Genomic DNA, 15,446 nt, shown 5'->3' with positions numbered 1-15,446 from the left:
CATCTCGCCGCAGGCTTTTGCCGCGCGATCTCTCCTCGCTGGTCGTTGCCCGATTCCCCGCGTTTCCCCGCACTTCCTCTTCACCCAGTGCAAACCGCCCGCATATTCATATGCGATCGCGATATTTCCCTTTGCGCGAGGCGTATGAGACCATTCGCGGTCCAGCGGACTGCGAAGGCAAAAGACAGTCCCGGCGTGCCTCTCGCGAACTATTGAACCTGAATCAACGCAACACAATCGGAAATCCATGCAGCGTAGAACTATCCTCAAAGCCCTCTCCGCGGTCCTCGCCACCGCCGCTTTCGCGACGAGCTTCGCCGCGCACGCCGACGACAAGGTCATCAAGGTCGGCACCATCAGCGGCCCCGACGCGCAGATCTGGGCAGTCGTCCAGAAAGTCGCGAAGCGCGAAGGGCTGAACGTGAAGGTCATCGAATTCAACGACTACGTGCAGCCGAACGCCGCGCTCGACGCAGGCGATCTCGATGCCAACAGCTTTCAACACCAGCCGTATCTCGACAGCCAGGTCAAACAGCGTGGCTACAAGATCGTGACTGCTGGCCTCACGTACATCTCGCCGCTCGGCATCTATTCGAAGAAGCTGAAATCGGTGAAGGATCTGCCGCAAGGAGCGAAGGTCGCGGTGCCGAACGATCCGTCGAATGAGAACCGCGCACTGCTGTTGCTGCAATCGCAGGGCGTGATCAAGCTGAAGGCCGGCGCAGGTACGAACGGCAACAACGCAACGCCACTCGACGTCGCTGACAATCCGAAGAAGGTGAAGCTGGTCGAACTGGATGCGGCGCAACTGCCGCGCTCGCTCGCGGATGTCGACGCCGCGGCGATCAACACGAACTTCGCGCTGGCCGCCGGCCTGCAACCGACGAAGGATGCGATCGCGCTAGAAGACGTCCATAGCCCGTACGCGAACCTGATCGCGGTTCGCACGCAGGACAAGGACAAGCCGTGGGTGAAGAAGCTCGTGGCGGCGTATCAGTCGGACGATGTGCGACAGTTCATCAAGTCGGAGTTCAAGGGCTCGGTGGTGCCGTCGTTCTGATTCTTCCGTTCGCGGAAAGCCTCAGCGTCGAAGCACAGGCGCCATGGGAAACCATGGCGCTTTTTTATTGCTTGCGCGTATGGGCGGAGAGGCGAAAGTCCGCGGCTTGCACGTGCTCGTCGATCAAATTTCGCCGCGATGGATGTCGCGGCCAAGCAGCTGTTCGATCAACTGCATTGCCGCGACGAGTTGCTCCTGCGCCGCCGGCTCGAGTCGCATCAACTGTGCGGACACTTCTTCGATCGCGGCGACATCGAGCGGTTCGTACGCGGCGCGGCCTGCGTCGGTGAGCGCGAGAAGCGACTGGCGGGCGTCGGCGTCGGATGGGCGTCGGGAAATCAGGTTACGGCGCTCGAAGCTGGTGAGCAGGCGGCTCAGGTAGCCGCTATCGAGGCCGAGATTGCGGGCGAGCGCGGCGGCCGTATCGGCTTGACCGCGTGACAGCTCGTGCAGCACGCGCACTTCGGTCAGCGAAAACGGGCTCTTTTGCAGACGCTCGTGCAACGCGCCGATGTGTTGCGTATAGAAGCGATTGAAACGGCGCACGGCCTGAGCGCGCTGCAGCACCGCGGGATCGGTCAACGTGGGCTCCCCTGAAGATCTTTTTGTTGGTCAGGCATCACTATATGTGATCCCGTCCCTTATAAAAACCCGCGTCACAACTACAATGCTCGCGCTGGTACTAAAAAGGTATCTGCCTGGCTGCGAGTGGGCTCTTTCGATGCAGACCAGTTGGCGGTTTTGTACCTCAAAAATGCGTCCATACGGGTAAATCCCGATCCTGCGCACCCGCCGGAATGGGCCACTAAATCAGTCTAAAACCCTTTTGTATCAACGATTTGGCGGGATCAGGCTGCCGCAATCCGGCATGGTTTGACTGGTATTATGTTGGTTATATAATGGGCTCCACTTTCAAGAAGCCGCGCTCTCGTTTCCCGACCGCCGGAGCCCCATGGAAACTCGCTGGTCCGCCCTGATGCCTGACGTTCGCAACGTCACGCCGCTCTACCTGCAGCTCGCACGCAACCTCGCGACAGCGATCCATTGCGGCGTCTGGTCGGCCGGCGAGGCTTTGCCGTCGGAGCGCACGTTGTCCGATGCAATCGGCGTATCGCGCATCACCGCGCGCAAGGCGATCGAACTGCTCGTCGAGCAGGGTTTGATCCGTCGGGCGCGCGGCGCGGGCAGTTTCATCACGCCGCGCGTCGAAGATCCGCTCTCCCGTCTGACGGGCTTCACGAAGAAGATGGAGCAGCGCGGCTTCCGGCCCGATTCAGTGTGGCTGGAGCGCGAAATCCGCGCAGCAAACCGCGAGGAAGTCGTGCATCTTGGCCTCTCGCCCGGTGCGCCTGTCGCGAGCCTGCGGCGACTGCGCCGTGCCGACGGCATCGTGATGGCGGTCGAGCACTCGGCGCTTCCGGCTTCGATCGTGCCGGATCCGCAGGCCATCGGCCTTTCGCTCTACAGCTATCTGGAGCAGCGCGGCATGGCCGTGGTCCGCGCGTTGCAACACTTCCGCGCAGTCAACGCGACAAGCGAGATCGCCGGCCTGATGGACATCGAGCCGCGTACCGCGCTGCTCGTGATCACGCGCATCGGCTACAGCGCCGACCAGCGCGCGATCGAACTCACCGACACCTATTGCCGCGACGACTACTACGACTTCGTCGCTGAATTGCGGCAGTAGCGCGGGACCTGGAATCAAGCAGACTCAGTCATGGAAATGCACGACGCATCATCAGAGAGACACATGCTGACCGGAAACATACTCACCACTGACGGCTGGATCAACGGCACGGTCGAATTCGAAAACGGCCGCATCACGTCGCTGAAAGGCGACCGCACCGATCCTGCTACGAACGACGATCCGTACATCCTGCCGGGCTTCATCGATCTGCACGTGCACGGCGGCGGCGGCTCCGACGTCATGGAAGCCGGCAACGCGATCGAAACGATCACCCGCACGCACGCGCGCTTCGGCACGACGAGCCTGCTCGCCACCACGATGACCGCGCCGCGCGCCGAACTGATGAACGTCGTCGCGAACCTCGGCGATGTGACGCGTATGCGCACGCCAGGCGGCGCGCGCGTGCTCGGCGTGCATCTGGAAGGGCCGTACATCAACCCCGGCAAACTCGGCGCACAGCCTGACGCTGCAGTCTCCGCCGTGCTCGACGAAGTGCTGAAGTATCTGTCGATCGCGCCGATCCGTGTCGTCACGCTGGCGCCGGAAATCTCCGGTCATATGGACATCATCAGCGAGATGGCGGCGCGCGGCGTACGCGTGCAGCTCGGCCATTCGCTCGGCACGTACGACGACGCCGTCGCCGCGCTGAAACACGGCGCGTGCGGCTTCACGCACCTGTTCAACGCGATGTCGCCGCTGCATCACCGCAATCCTGGCATTGTCGGCGCCGCGCTCGCGCATGCCGAATTCGCCGAAATCATTCCTGACCTGCTGCATGTGCATCCGGGCGCGATCCGCGCCGCGATGCGCGCGATTCCGCGTCTGTATGTGGTCACCGACAGCACGTCTGCGACCGGCATGCCGGACGGCGAATATCGCCTTGGCAGCCAGCACGTCACGAAGTGCCTCGGCGGCGTGCGTCTCGCCGACGGCACGCTCGCCGGCAGCACCCTGACGATGGATCAGGCGCTGCGCAACCTCGTTTCGCTCGGCCTGCCGATGGCCGATGTTTCAAACCGTCTGTCGCGCTACGCCGCCGACTACCTTGGCATCGAAGACCGCGGCCGTATCGCGCGCGGCGCCTGGGCCGATGTCGTCGTGTTCGATCGTGAACTGGCGTTGACCGCGACTTACGTCGAAGGAGAATCGATTGTCGAATATGCTTGATGAAGCGTTGGCATCCGCCGACGTGGTCGCCGCGCAGCTCGCGGATACGTCGCGTGTCGAAGCCCTCGCGCGCAAACTCGCTGAATTGCCGCGTCACGTCGCGCTGACGGTCGCGCGCGGCAGTTCAGATCACGCAGCAAGTTACTTCGCAAGTCTGACGATGAGCCGCCTCGGCGTGCCGGTCGCATCGCTGCCGATGTCGGTTGCGACGTTGCAGCAGGCGCCGCTTCAGGTGCGCGACCAGCTCGCGCTCGCGTTCTCGCAGTCGGGCAAAAGCCCGGATCTGGTCGGTACGATGGTCGCATTGCGCGACGCTGGTGCGCTGACGATTGCCGCGGTGAATGCGCCGTCGTCGCCGCTGGCTGATGCGTGCGAATTTCATCTGCCGCTGCTGGCCGGTCCCGAACTGAGCGTCGCCGCAACGAAAAGCTATATCGCGATGCTGTCAATGTCCGCGCTGCTGGTCGCACACTGGCAACGCGACGAAGCCTTGCTGAAAGCACTGAACACGTTGCCCGATGCGTTGCGCAAAGCCGGCGCGCTCGACTGGACGAAGGCCGTCGAAGAACTGCGCGGCATCGAACGCATGATCGTGATCGGCCGTGGTCTCGGTCTCGCGATCGCACAGGAAGCGGCGCTGAAGCTGAAGGAAACGTCGGGCATTCAGGCGGAAGCGTTTTCGAGCGCGGAAGTGCGTCATGGTCCGATGGAACTGATCGACCAGGACTATCCGCTGCTGGTGTTCGCACCGCGCGGACCCGAACAGGCGGGCCTGATCCAGCTCGCGCGCGACATGCAGGCACGCGGCGCACGCGTGCTGCTCGCCGCGCCGGCCGACGTGCCGGAAGCGACGTTGCCGCTTGTCTCCACCGATCATCCGGCGCTCGATCCGATCGCTGCGATTCTTTCCTTTTATGTGATGGCTGACGGCCTTGCCGCCGCACGTGGACGCAATCCCGATGCGCCGCGCCATCTGAATAAAGTCACCGAAACTCACTGATCGAGATAGCAGATGCGACGTGTCGAGGAGTCCCGTTTGATGAGCCATTCCAAAGGCCCTATTGTTTTGCTCGCGCCGCTGACCGGCCCGGTCGTACCGCTGGCAGATGTACCCGACCCGGTGTTTTCGGGCGGCATGTTTGGCGACGGCATTGGTGTCGATCCGCTCGTCGGCCGGCTGGTTGCGCCGTGCGACGGCGTCGTCACGCATCTCGCGCGCACCGGCCACGCACTCACGCTGGCAACGGCTGAAGGCGCTGAAATCCTGCTGCATATCGGCATCGACACGGTCGAGCTGGCCGGAAAGGGCTTCACGGCGAAGGTGCCGCAAGGCGCGACGGTGCGTACCGGAGATGTACTGATCGAATTCGACCTGGACTATGTTGCATCGACGGCGCCAAGTCTCGTTTCGGTGATCGCGATCGCGAATTCGGATGCGTTCGAAATCGTCGAGCGTCCGGTTGCGGGCATGCTGAAGGCCGGTGAAAGTCCGCTCTTCACGCTGCGCGCGCGTGGCGGAGCAGCTGCCGAAGCATCGCGTCAGGCGACGAACGTGACCGAGGAATCGCGTCAGCAGATCACGCTCGCGCACGCTGGCGGCCTGCATGCGCGGCCTGCGGCGCGCGCTCGCGAAGCAGCGCGTGGTCTCGATGCGCGTGTCGAGATCCGCTTCGAAGGACGCAAGTCGGCGATTGAGAGTGTCGTGGGTTTGCTCGGCCTCGGCGCCGGTGAAGGCGCGACGATCGAGATCCTCGGCGTAGGTCCGCAAGCTGCGGCCGCAGTCGAAGCGGTCGCGCATGAGTTGTTGCGCGAAGCGCATGGCGAAGTCGAAGAAAAACCGGCACGTCAAAGCTCGCCTGCGCCGGTTCAGGTCGCGCGTGCGGCGGGCGAAACGCTCGCGCCGAACACGCTCGCAGGCGTGTGTGCAGCGCCCGGTATTGCGGTTGGCAAGATCGTGCGTTGGGACGACGCCGATCTCGATCCGCCTGAAGTCGCAAGCGGTACGTCGGCGGCGGAAAGCCGTCTGCTCGACAAGGCGCTCGCCGCAATCGATGCAGAACTGAACACGACCGTGCGCGAAGCATCGCAACGCGGCGCTGTCGGCGAAGCGGGCATTTTCGCGGTGCATCGCGTGCTGCTCGAAGACCCGACGCTGCTCGACGCCGCGCGCGATCTGATCAGCCTCGGCAAGAGCGCCGGCTTCGCGTGGCGCTCGGCGATCCGTGCGCAGATCGCCGTGCTCGCGAATATCGACGACGCACTCCTCGCCGAACGTGCCGCCGATCTGCGCGACATCGAAAAGCGCGTGTTGCGCGCGCTCGGGTATTCGAATAGCGCAGCGCGTGTGCTGCCCGACGAAGCCGTGCTCGCTGCGGAAGAGTTCACGCCGTCGGATCTGTCGTCGCTGGATCGGACCCGCGTCACGGCGCTCGTGATGGCACGTGGCGGCGCGACGTCGCACGCGGCGATCATCGCGCGCCAGATTGGCATTCCGGCGCTCGTCGCTGTCGGCGACGCGCTCTTTGCCGTACCCGAAGGCACGCAGGTCGTGGTCGATGCGAGCGCTGGCCGTCTCGAACATGCACCGACGGCGCTCGACGTCGAACGTGCGCGCACCGAGCGACAGCGTCTGGCTGGCGTGCGTGAAGCGAACCGTCGCACGTCGCAACAGGCGGCGGTCACCAGCGACGGCCGCGCGATCGAAGTCGCTGCAAACATCGCGACGCTCGACGACGCGAAGACCGCGGTCGACAACGGCGCCGACGCCGTCGGCCTGCTGCGCACCGAACTGCTCTTCATCCATCGCCAGGCTGCGCCGAATGTCGATGAACATCGACAGAGCTATCAGACGATCGTCGACGCGCTGAACGGCCGCACGGCGATCATCCGCACGCTCGACGTCGGCGCGGACAAGGAAGTCGACTACCTGACCCTGCCGCCGGAAACGAACCCGGCGCTGGGCCTGCGCGGTATCCGTCTCGCCCAGGTGCGCCCGGATCTGCTTGACGACCAGCTGCGCGGCCTGCTTGCCGTGCAGCCGCTCGGCGCCGTGCGCATCCTGCTGCCGATGGTCACCGATTCGGGCGAACTTGTTCGCCTGCGCAAACGCATCGACGAACTGGCGCGCGAAGCCGGTCGCACGGATGCGATCGAAGTCGGCGTGATGATCGAAGTGCCGTCGGCGGCGCTGCTCGCGGACCAGCTTTCGCAGCACGCGGACTTCCTGTCGATCGGCACCAACGACCTCACCCAATACACGCTCGCGATGGACCGCTGCCAGCCGGACCTCGCCGCGCAGGCGGACGGTCTGCATCCGGCGGTGCTGCGTCTGATCGACGCCACCGTGAAGGGCGCGGAAAAGCACGGCAAGTGGGTCGGCGTGTGCGGTGCCCTGGCGGGCGATCCGCTGGCAGTGCCGCTCCTCGTCGGCCTTGGCGTGACTGAGCTTTCCGTGGATCCGGTGTCGGTGCCGGGCATCAAGGCGCGGGTGCGCAACCTCGATTATCAGCTGTGCCGTCAGCGCGCCCAGGATGCCCTGGCGCTCGATTCGGCGCAGGCGGTAAGGGCAGTGAGCCGCGAAGTCTGGCCACAGGACTGAACCCCATACAGTCCGCGACAGCCTTCGCAACACGAAGACGCAAAAGACGTAATGCAATGACGTAGGCAATAACTACGACCTCGACTCAACGAAGGGAATTGGAGATATCAATGGATGGGAATCCGTTTCTGAAGATTCAGCGCCTCGGTCGCGCGCTGATGCTGCCGATTGCAGTGCTGCCGGTTGCCGGCCTGCTGCTGCGCCTCGGCCAGCCCGATGTGTTCAACATCAAGATGATTGCCGACGCTGGCGGCGCGATTTTCGACAACCTGCCGCTGCTGTTTGCAATCGGCGTGGCAGTCGGTTTCGCGAAGGACAACAACGGCGTCGCGGCGCTGGCAGGTGCAATCGGCTATCTCATCGAGATCGCCGTGATGAAGGACATCAACGACAAGCTCAACATGGGCGTGCTGTCGGGGATCGTGGCGGGTATCGTCGCGGGGCTGCTGTACAACCGGTACAAGGACATCAAGCTGCCCGACTACCTCGCGTTCTTCGGAGGGAAACGCTTCGTGCCGATTGTCACCGGGGTTGTCTGTCTGGCGATAGGCATCGTGTTCGGCTATGCGTGGGCGCCGGTTCAGGCCGTCATCGACCTGGCCGGCCACTGGCTGACAACCGCAGGCGCAATCGGCGCGTTCGTATTCGGCGTGCTGAACCGTCTGCTGCTGGTCACCGGTCTGCACCACATCCTGAATTCGCTGACGTGGTTCGTATTCGGCTCGTTCACGCCGCCGGGCGGCGCGGCGGTGACGGGCGACCTGCATCGCTTCTTCGCAGGCGATCCGACGGCCGGAACGTTCATGACGGGCTTCTTCCCGGTCATGATGTTCGGTCTGCCGGCTGCGTGTCTCGCGATGTTCCATGAAGCACCGAAGGAACGCCGCGCGCTGGTGGGCGGCCTGCTGTTCTCGATGGCGCTCACCTCGTTCCTGACGGGCGTGACGGAGCCGATCGAATTCAGCTTCATGTTCCTCGCGCCGGTGCTGTATGTGATCCACGCGCTGCTGACGGGCCTCGCGCTCGCGATCTGCTCGGCGCTCGGCATTCACCTCGGCTTCACGTTCTCGGCGGGCGCGATCGACTACGTGCTGAACTACGGTCTGTCGACGAAGGGCTGGATGGCGATTCCGATCGGCATCGTGTACTCGGTGGTGTACTACGGCCTGTTCCGCTTCTTCATCCGCAAGTTCAACATGGCGACACCGGGTCGCGAACCCGTTACGGCCGATGCGGACGGTGAAGTGGAAACGTCGTCGGGCGGTCTTGCGGCTCCCGCAGCGGGTGTTGCCGCGACGCGCGCGCAACGTTACATCGCCGCTCTGGGTGGCGCGTCGAACCTGACGCTCGTCGATGCATGCACGACGCGTCTGCGTCTGTCGGTGGTGGATTCGAACCAGGTATCGGAAGCGGATTTGAAGACTGTCGGCGCGCGCGGCGTGCTGAAGCGCGGCGCGACCAACGTGCAGGTCATCATCGGACCGGAAGCGGACATGATCGCCGACGAAATCCGCACGACGATCGATCAGGGTGGTGCTCTGGAAGTGAAGCCGGCTGCCGTGGCTGCACCGGTTGTAGCCGCTTCGGGCGGCGTTGCGGCGGAAGGCGGTCCGCTGGATCCGGATCCGGCGCGCTGGCTGGCTGTGTTTGGTGGCGCGGGCAATGTCGTCTCGATCGACGCCGTCGCAGCGACACGTCTGCGTGTCGTGGTGCGCGATGCATTGGCGGTGGATGGTCAGCGTCTGAACGCGCTGGACGTTGCATGGGTGACGGACGATACGTTCCACATCGTCGTCGGCCAGGCTGCAGCGCGCTACGCGCAGCAACTGGCGACGCGTCTGCCGGCAACGGGCGGAGCAGCGGTAGAGCCTGCCTAAGGTTTAAGCGTTAAGCTTTAAGCTGATGAAATGAAAAGAGCGGCGCCTTTTTTGTGGGCGCCGCTCTTTCGTTTACGGTTCGGTTTTTCCGCGTTGTCGAGTTCCGGTTTCCGCATCCGGGCCTGCGATGCGGACGCGGACAACAAACTCGCGTTCAATCCGCTCGCGAAGACGTATGCGAGTCCTGACCGTGCTTCGTTGCAGCCGCCACTGCTGCCGTCACAGGACGCCGCGCTTCAAACCACATCACGTTAATGATGCCGAACGCGAGTGCCACACCGATGCCGAGAATCCAGCTGAAATACCACATCACAAGCTCCTTCGAATCCGTTCCGGACGACGCCCGTTTCGACGCGAGCGCCGCGTTGATGTTCAATACAACGAATGGGTGTTTTCTTCGATCGCTTTCGCTGTCACCTTGCCGCGCATCACGCGATACACCCAGCTCGTGTAGATCAGGATCAGCGGCAGGAAAATAATGACGGCAATCAGCATGATCTGAAGCGTCATCTGGCTCGACGTCGAATCCCAGACGGTGAGGCTGCTGCGATTGTCGAGCGACGAAGGCATGATGAAGGGAAACATCGAGAAACCCGCCGTCAGGATCACACCAATGATCATCAACCCGGTCGAGACAAACGCGGTCTTCTCGAAGCGCGAACTGGCCAGCGCCAGCGCGAGCACGCCGCCGACAATGCCGACGACCGGCGCCGCGATCATCCATGGATACGTCGAGTAGTTGGTCAGCCACAGTCCAGGTGCGCCGATCACGCTCTTCAGGAGCGGATTGGCGACGGTATCGAGCGGTGCGGCATCGACGATCTGATAGCCGCCGATCAAGGTCGCGATCAGCAGGCCGGCGATCAGGAACAGCGCAACGGCTGCCAGCGACGTAATGCGCAGCGCCACCGACGCGCGTCGCGCCACGATGCCATCCGATTTCATCTTGACGAACGCCGCGCCGTGCGCCGCGAGCATCGACACGCTGACAAGCCCGCACACCAGCGCGAACGGATTGAGCAGCGCGAAGAAGCCGCCGTGATACGTCACGCGCAGATCGGTATCGAACTCGAAGGGCACGCCTTGCAGCAGGTTGCCGAACGCGACGCCGAACACGAGTGCCGGCACGAAGCCACCGACGAACAGAGCCCAGTCCCACGCCGTGCGCCAGCGCGGATCCTCGCGCTTGTTGCGATAGTCGAAGCCGACCGGCCGGAAGAACAGCGCGAACAGGACAAGCAGCATCGCGAAATAGAAACCGGAGAACGATGCCGCGTACACCAGCGGCCAGGCCGCGAACATCGCGCCGCCTGCCGTGATGAGCCAGACCTGATTGCCTTCCCACGTGGCGCCGACCGTGTTCACAACGATGCGTCGCTCGCCGTCGGTCTTGCCGATGAAGGGCAGCAGGATCGCCGCGCCCATGTCGAAGCCGTCAGTGAGCGCGAAGCCGATCAGTAGCACGCCGATCAGCACCCACCAGACCAGTTTGAGGGTTGCGTAATCCATGATGAATTTTCCCGTTGAACAGATTGGTGGTGAATTACGCAGTGGGCTTGCCAGCCAGTGCCGGCGCCAGCGTGTCCTGCTCGTGGTGATAGCGGCCCGTGTGCAGCGACGACGGACCCAGACGCGCGTACTTGAACATCAGCATGATCTCGATGATGAAGAGCGCCGTGTAGAACACCACGAAACCGGCGAGGCTCAGATACAGATCGCTGGGCTGCAGGCTCGAAGCGGACAGCGACGTCGGTAGAATGCCCGCGATGGTCCACGGTTGACGGCCCACTTCAGCGACGATCCAGCCGAACTCGGCCGCAAGCCACGGCAATGGGATCGCCCACACGGCCCAGCGCAGGAACCAGCGGCGTTTGTCGAGCAGCAGCGAGCGTTGCGCGCAGAACCAGAACGCGAGCACGAACGTCGCGAGGAACAGGATGCCGAGGCCGACCATCAGGCGGAACGAGAAGAACACCGGCGCGACGGGCGGGATCGTCTTCTTAGCGGCCTGCCTGATCTGATCAGGCGTGGCGTCAGTGACGTTGGTCGTGAACTGCTTGAGCATCAGGCCGTAGCCGAGGTCGGCCTTGTGCGCGTCGAACGTCGCGCGGGCTTCGTCGGTGTCGTCGCCGCTTTTTAGCTGCTGCAACGCGCCGTACGCGAGCATGCCATTCCTGATGCGCGTTTCGCTATGCGCCATCAGGTCTTTCAGGCCAAGCACCGGTTCATCGAGCGAACGGGTCGCGATGATGCCGAGTGCGTACGGTACCCGGATCGCATAGTCGGTTCGCTCTTCCTGCTGGTTCGGAATACCGAAGATCGTGAACGGTGCAGGCGCGGGCGCCGTTTCCCATTCTGATTCAATGGCAGCAAGTTTGACCTGCTGAACTTCACCCGTACGATAGCCGGATTCGTCGCCGAGCACGATCACGCATATCGTCGACGCGAGACCAAAGCCTGCCGCGATCGCAAACGAACGCAGTGCAAATTCTGTATCGCGACGCTTCAGCAGATACCACGACGACACACCGAGCACGAACATCGACGCTGTCACATAACCCGCCGACACCGTGTGGACGAACTTCACCTGCGCGACCGGATTGAACAGCACGTCGAAGATGCTCGACAGTTCCATCCGCATCGTTTCGTAGTTGAAGTGGGCGCCGACCGGATTGTTCATCCAGCCGTTCGCGACCAGAATCCACAGCGCCGACAGGTTCGACCCGAGCGCGACGAGGAACGTGACGGTCAGATGCTGCACTCTGGACAACCGGTTCCAGCCGAAGAAAAACAGGCCGACAAAGGTCGACTCCAGAAAGAACGCCATCAGCCCTTCGACGGCCAGCGGCACGCCGAAAATATCGCCGACGTAATGCGAGTAGTACGACCAGTTCGTGCCGAACTGGAACTCGAGCGTGAGCCCGGTCGTGACACCCATCGCGAAGTTGATCCCAAAGAGCTTGCCCCAGAACTGGGTCATGTCCTTGTAGATCTGCTTGCCGGTCATCACGTAGACCGACTCCATGATGACGAGCAGCCACGAAAGGCCGAGCGTCAGCGGTACGAACAGGAAATGGTAGAGCGCCGTAACGGCGAACTGTAAGCGCGAAAGATCGACGACTTCGCTAGCGGGCATGAGTATCACCTTGAGACGGATGCGATGCGGGAATGGCGAGTAGCGCCTGCGCGACGACCGCGGGCGGCAGCGACATGTGCTCCGCCTGCGGATGATTGAAGAATGCGTATTTGAGGATCATCAGCAGCGCGAACTTGATCGCGAGCACGATGACGATGTCGCGTGCGAAGGTCGGGCCGCGCGCCCATGCGGTGCAACGCGCGCGCAGGCTTCGGTGAGCAGCGGGGGTCCTGTGATTCAGCGTTATGGTCATGATCGGTCGATGACGGCTCCATGAGAGGAATGCCGGTCGGGCCGCATGGCGCGGCCAGGCAATGCATAACGGAATTCTAGGAGCGGGCCAGTCGACGCGGGCGTTCCACGCTGCGGCATACGGTCGCGAAGGCGAACCCGCGAAACCAGTATCACCGCGCTCTTTGCGTTGCGTCAACTAAAAGGGCGCGACTGTCCCGGAAATGGCTCGGGAATTGAGAGGCAGACAAGAAAAAGCCCCGCCATCTTTCGAAGGCAGGGCCTGGTGTACTACATGTGCCGAACAAACCGGCTGGCGCGTTACGCGTATTCGCTCAAAGCGCCGCGCATTTTCTTCATCGCGCTCGCCTCGATCTGACGGATACGTTCCGCCGACACGCCGAACTCATCAGCGAGTTCGTGCAGCGTCGACCCACCCGAACCGTCGTCTTCGACCTTCAGCCAGCGTGCCTCGATGATGCGGCGGCTGCGGGCGTCGAGCGCTTCGAGCGCACTGGCGATGCCGTCGCTGTGCAGCTTGTCGCGCTGACGTGCGGCGAGTACGGCCGTCGGCTCGTTGTGCGAATCGGCGAGCCACGCGATCGGCGAATACGCTTCTTCACCGTCCTCGACCTGACCTTCCAGCGCGATATCGCCACCGGACAGACGCGTTTCCATCTCGGCCACTTCTTCGCGCTTCACGTTCAGTTCAGTCGCGAGGCCTTCGATTTCCTCCGGCGTGAACGCCTGGAAACCCTGCTTGTGGCTGCGCAGGTTGAAGAACAGCTTGCGCTGCGCCTTGGTGGTGGCAACCTTCACCATGCGCCAGTTGCGCAGGATGTATTCGTGGATCTCGGCCTTGATCCAGTGCATCGCGTACGAAACCAGACGCACGTTCTGCGACGGATCGAAGCGCTTCACGGCCTTCATCAGGCCGATGTTGCCTTCCTGGATCAGGTCTGCATGCGGCAGGCCATAGCCCAGGTAGTTACGCGCGATCGACACGACAAGGCGCAGGTGCGACAGTACCAGACGGCGGGCGGAACCAAGATCGTTCTGCTCGCGAAATTCGGTGGCGAACTGGCGTTCTTCCGCCGGCGTCAGCATCGGAATCCGGTTAACGGCCTGGATGTAGGCGTCGATATTGCCCAGCTGGCCGGGCAGCAATGAAGAATGCGCGAGCGCCAGTGCACCTGCCGGAGCGGCCTTAGCCGACGACGGGCTCAGAGTACTCGGAAGGGTCAGTGCATTGCTCACGTAAGAAACTCCTATGGAATCAACCAAAAGCTCAGTCAGAAAACGACTCCCGTGGATGTTAGCACTCTGGTAACAGGAGTGCTAATACTTAGAGGCCGTAGGGACTTGAGAGTTCCGTAAATCCTATCGAAACTTCATGTTCAATAGCATGATACGCCAACTGCAAAAACTTTGCTTGGCCCGTACAATTTACCCGTCGCGGCAGAGAACGCGATAGAACGACCGGTTTTCGTCATATCTAAAGGAACTATTTGCGTCAATCCCTTCTCTTGGATAAGGTTCTTTTTTAACCGGCTTATCTCGAAAACGTTGGCAACCGCCTCGCGGCGACCCTGAAGATTGGGCAGAGGGTGTTCAATGAAAAAGAAAAACTCAAGTCTCGGCCCGGCGCTTCGATGCGCGTTCGTTCTGGGGCTCCTGACCTTTTCGGGGCTGGCCGCCGCGGATCAGTTCGGGGTTCAGGTTGCGGGCGGGATGGCCGATCATCACGTCAACAAGCTTGATCTCGGCGTTGTCTGGGATCCGGATCTGACGTGGTGGGAGATCGGCGGGTGGCATTTTTCGCTGATCGGCGAGGCGCACGTCGCGTGGTGGCACAGCAGTGAGGGCGACGTCCACAAAAACACCGGCGAACTCGGCGTCACGCCGGTGATCCGCTTCATCAAGGGTTCAGGCTGGTTCCGGCCGTTTATCGAGGCGGGCGTCGGCGTGCGTGTGCTGACCAGTCCGACGATTTCCCGCTCGTACACGCTATCGACGGCGTTTCAGTTCGCGGATATGGCGGGCGTCGGCGCCCAGTTTGGCGACCGTCAGCAGTACGCGGCGGGATTTCGTTTCCAGCATATGTCGAACGCCGGTATCAAAGAGCCGAATCCTGGTATAAATTTCACCCAGCTATATCTGCAATACAACTTCTGACGATCGGCGTTGCCGCGCGCGGCGCCCTTCGATGCAAGGGGGCTGAGCGATGGCGGCAAAAGTGATCGAGGCGATTCGCGGGCTGGAGCGGGACCGCTTTCGCGCGATGGTCGACGGCAACGGTGAACTGCTCGACACGCTGCTGTCGGACAACGTGATCTACGTCCATACGAACGGCAAGCGCGAGTCGAAGCAGCAGTTCATCGACGCCATCACGGCCGGCCGCCGTCGTTACCGTCAGATCGAGATCCAGTCGCAGGACGTGATCGCGGTGGGCAATGAGACCTGCGTTGTCACGGGCCGCGCGCTGATCGAGATGGAAGCGAACAATGGCGCGCTGCTCTTTCCGATCGCGTACACGGCGATCCAGACGCAGGAAGCGGGCCGCTGGCGTCTGATCGCCTGGCAGGCGACGCGCTGCGCGATCGAGTGAACCCGGTAGGTTCCATCGCCAGGCCGCCTTGTGAGCCGCCTGGGCGCGTTACGCGTGACGTTGCGTCATGTTTCGACGCTTC

12 protein-coding genes and 2 pseudogenes are annotated in these 15,446 nt (G+C 62.6%); 8 read left to right on the top strand and 6 right to left on the bottom strand.

All coding sequences use genetic code 11. From position 1 onward, the window contains the following. Positions 1 to 247: 247 nt before the first annotated feature. Positions 248 to 1,060: a MetQ/NlpA family ABC transporter substrate-binding protein gene (locus P3T21_RS05305; protein WP_429254875.1), complete on the top strand. Its 813-nt coding sequence runs from the start codon at positions 248 to 250 to the stop codon at positions 1,058 to 1,060. 150 nt (positions 1,061 to 1,210) lie between these two features. On the opposite strand, the pseudogene P3T21_RS05300 reads toward P3T21_RS05305, so the two are convergent. Further along, positions 1,211 to 1,642 (bottom strand): annotated as a pseudogene (locus tag P3T21_RS05300) (MarR family winged helix-turn-helix transcriptional regulator); the annotation flags it as partial. Between the two features lie 370 nt (positions 1,643 to 2,012). Between P3T21_RS05300 and P3T21_RS05295 the strand changes: the two are divergent. From P3T21_RS05295 to nagE, 5 genes are all read left to right on the top strand, one after another. Beyond that, entirely contained in the window at positions 2,013 to 2,747 is a 735-nt protein-coding gene (locus P3T21_RS05295; RefSeq protein WP_429254874.1) for a GntR family transcriptional regulator, read from the top strand. Positions 2,748 to 2,810: 63 nt separating this feature from the next. After that, on the top strand, positions 2,811 to 3,914 hold the full coding sequence (gene nagA / locus P3T21_RS05290; protein ID WP_429254873.1) for an N-acetylglucosamine-6-phosphate deacetylase: 1,104 nt from the start codon (positions 2,811 to 2,813) through the stop codon (positions 3,912 to 3,914). Next, positions 3,907 to 4,914, top strand: coding sequence for an SIS domain-containing protein (locus P3T21_RS05285; RefSeq protein ID WP_429255166.1), 1,008 nt, complete (start codon positions 3,907 to 3,909; stop codon positions 4,912 to 4,914). Before nagA ends, P3T21_RS05285 begins: the two co-directional genes overlap by 8 nt. 39 nt (positions 4,915 to 4,953) lie before the next feature. Continuing rightward, positions 4,954 to 7,512, top strand: coding sequence for a phosphoenolpyruvate--protein phosphotransferase (gene ptsP, locus P3T21_RS05280; RefSeq protein WP_429254872.1), 2,559 nt, complete (start codon positions 4,954 to 4,956; stop codon positions 7,510 to 7,512). Positions 7,513 to 7,622: 110 nt separating this feature from the next. Then, a complete protein-coding gene (gene nagE / locus P3T21_RS05275; protein WP_429254871.1) occupies positions 7,623 to 9,389 on the top strand; it encodes an N-acetylglucosamine-specific PTS transporter subunit IIBC in 1,767 nt (588 codons plus the stop codon). A gap of 226 nt (positions 9,390 to 9,615) precedes the next feature. Here nagE and cydX read toward each other — a convergent pair. From cydX to rpoH, 5 genes and pseudogenes are all read right to left on the bottom strand, one after another. Then, positions 9,616 to 9,699: pseudogene (cydX, locus tag P3T21_RS05270) on the bottom strand (cytochrome bd-I oxidase subunit CydX); the annotation flags it as partial. Positions 9,700 to 9,761: 62 nt separating this feature from the next. Beyond that, on the bottom strand, positions 9,762 to 10,898 hold the full coding sequence (cydB, locus tag P3T21_RS05265; protein WP_429254870.1) for a cytochrome d ubiquinol oxidase subunit II: 1,137 nt from the start codon (positions 10,896 to 10,898) through the stop codon (positions 9,762 to 9,764). A gap of 34 nt (positions 10,899 to 10,932) precedes the next feature. After that, entirely contained in the window at positions 10,933 to 12,525 is a 1,593-nt protein-coding gene (locus tag P3T21_RS05260; protein ID WP_429254869.1) for a cytochrome ubiquinol oxidase subunit I, read from the bottom strand. Then, complete coding sequence (gene cydP, locus P3T21_RS05255) at positions 12,515 to 12,778, bottom strand: cytochrome oxidase putative small subunit CydP (protein WP_429254868.1); 264 nt, start codon at positions 12,776 to 12,778, stop codon at positions 12,515 to 12,517. Before cydP ends, P3T21_RS05260 begins: the two co-directional genes overlap by 11 nt. Positions 12,779 to 13,077: 299 nt before the next feature. Next, a complete protein-coding gene (rpoH, locus tag P3T21_RS05250) occupies positions 13,078 to 14,013 on the bottom strand; it encodes an RNA polymerase sigma factor RpoH (protein ID WP_429254867.1) in 936 nt (311 codons plus the stop codon). Between the two features lie 357 nt (positions 14,014 to 14,370). On the opposite strand from rpoH, the gene P3T21_RS05245 reads away from it, so the two are divergent. Both P3T21_RS05245 and P3T21_RS05240 read left to right on the top strand, forming a co-directional pair. Continuing rightward, positions 14,371 to 14,931 (top strand): acyloxyacyl hydrolase, encoded by a 561-nt coding sequence (locus tag P3T21_RS05245; RefSeq protein WP_429254866.1) that lies wholly within the window; start codon positions 14,371 to 14,373, stop codon positions 14,929 to 14,931. A gap of 49 nt (positions 14,932 to 14,980) precedes the next feature. Further along, positions 14,981 to 15,364: a nuclear transport factor 2 family protein gene (locus P3T21_RS05240; RefSeq protein WP_429254865.1), complete on the top strand. Its 384-nt coding sequence runs from the start codon at positions 14,981 to 14,983 to the stop codon at positions 15,362 to 15,364. Positions 15,365 to 15,446: the final 82 nt, after the last annotated feature.

The sequence above is a fragment of the Paraburkholderia sp. GAS334 genome (genome assembly GCF_050436625.1).
In the GTDB taxonomy this organism is placed as follows: Bacteria; Pseudomonadota; Gammaproteobacteria; order Burkholderiales; family Burkholderiaceae; genus Paraburkholderia.
The sequence above is the reverse complement of the archived record's forward strand: the minus strand, read 5'-3'. Positions and strand labels throughout refer to the sequence as shown.

What these genes read in the sequence shown, in the direction of transcription:
- P3T21_RS05295 (WP_429254874.1), top strand. Translation starts at nt 2,013, where the DNA reads ATGGAAACTCGCTGGTCCGCCCTGATGCCTGACGTTCGCAACGTCACG.
- ptsP (WP_429254872.1), top strand. Translation starts at nt 4,954, where the DNA reads ATGAGCCATTCCAAAGGCCCTATTGTTTTGCTCGCGCCGCTGACCGGC.
- P3T21_RS05260 (WP_429254869.1), bottom strand. Translation starts at nt 12,525, where the DNA reads ATGCCCGCTAGCGAAGTCGTCGATCTTTCGCGCTTACAGTTCGCCGTT.
- cydP (WP_429254868.1), bottom strand. Translation starts at nt 12,778, where the DNA reads ATGACCATAACGCTGAATCACAGGACCCCCGCTGCTCACCGAAGCCTG.
- P3T21_RS05240 (WP_429254865.1), top strand. Translation starts at nt 14,981, where the DNA reads ATGGCGGCAAAAGTGATCGAGGCGATTCGCGGGCTGGAGCGGGACCGC.
- nagA (WP_429254873.1), top strand. Translation starts at nt 2,811, where the DNA reads ATGCTGACCGGAAACATACTCACCACTGACGGCTGGATCAACGGCACG.
- P3T21_RS05285 (WP_429255166.1), top strand. Translation starts at nt 3,907, where the DNA reads ATGCTTGATGAAGCGTTGGCATCCGCCGACGTGGTCGCCGCGCAGCTC.
- nagE (WP_429254871.1), top strand. Translation starts at nt 7,623, where the DNA reads ATGGATGGGAATCCGTTTCTGAAGATTCAGCGCCTCGGTCGCGCGCTG.
- P3T21_RS05305 (WP_429254875.1), top strand. Translation starts at nt 248, where the DNA reads ATGCAGCGTAGAACTATCCTCAAAGCCCTCTCCGCGGTCCTCGCCACC.
- P3T21_RS05245 (WP_429254866.1), top strand. Translation starts at nt 14,371, where the DNA reads ATGAAAAAGAAAAACTCAAGTCTCGGCCCGGCGCTTCGATGCGCGTTC.
- cydB (WP_429254870.1), bottom strand. Translation starts at nt 10,898, where the DNA reads ATGGATTACGCAACCCTCAAACTGGTCTGGTGGGTGCTGATCGGCGTG.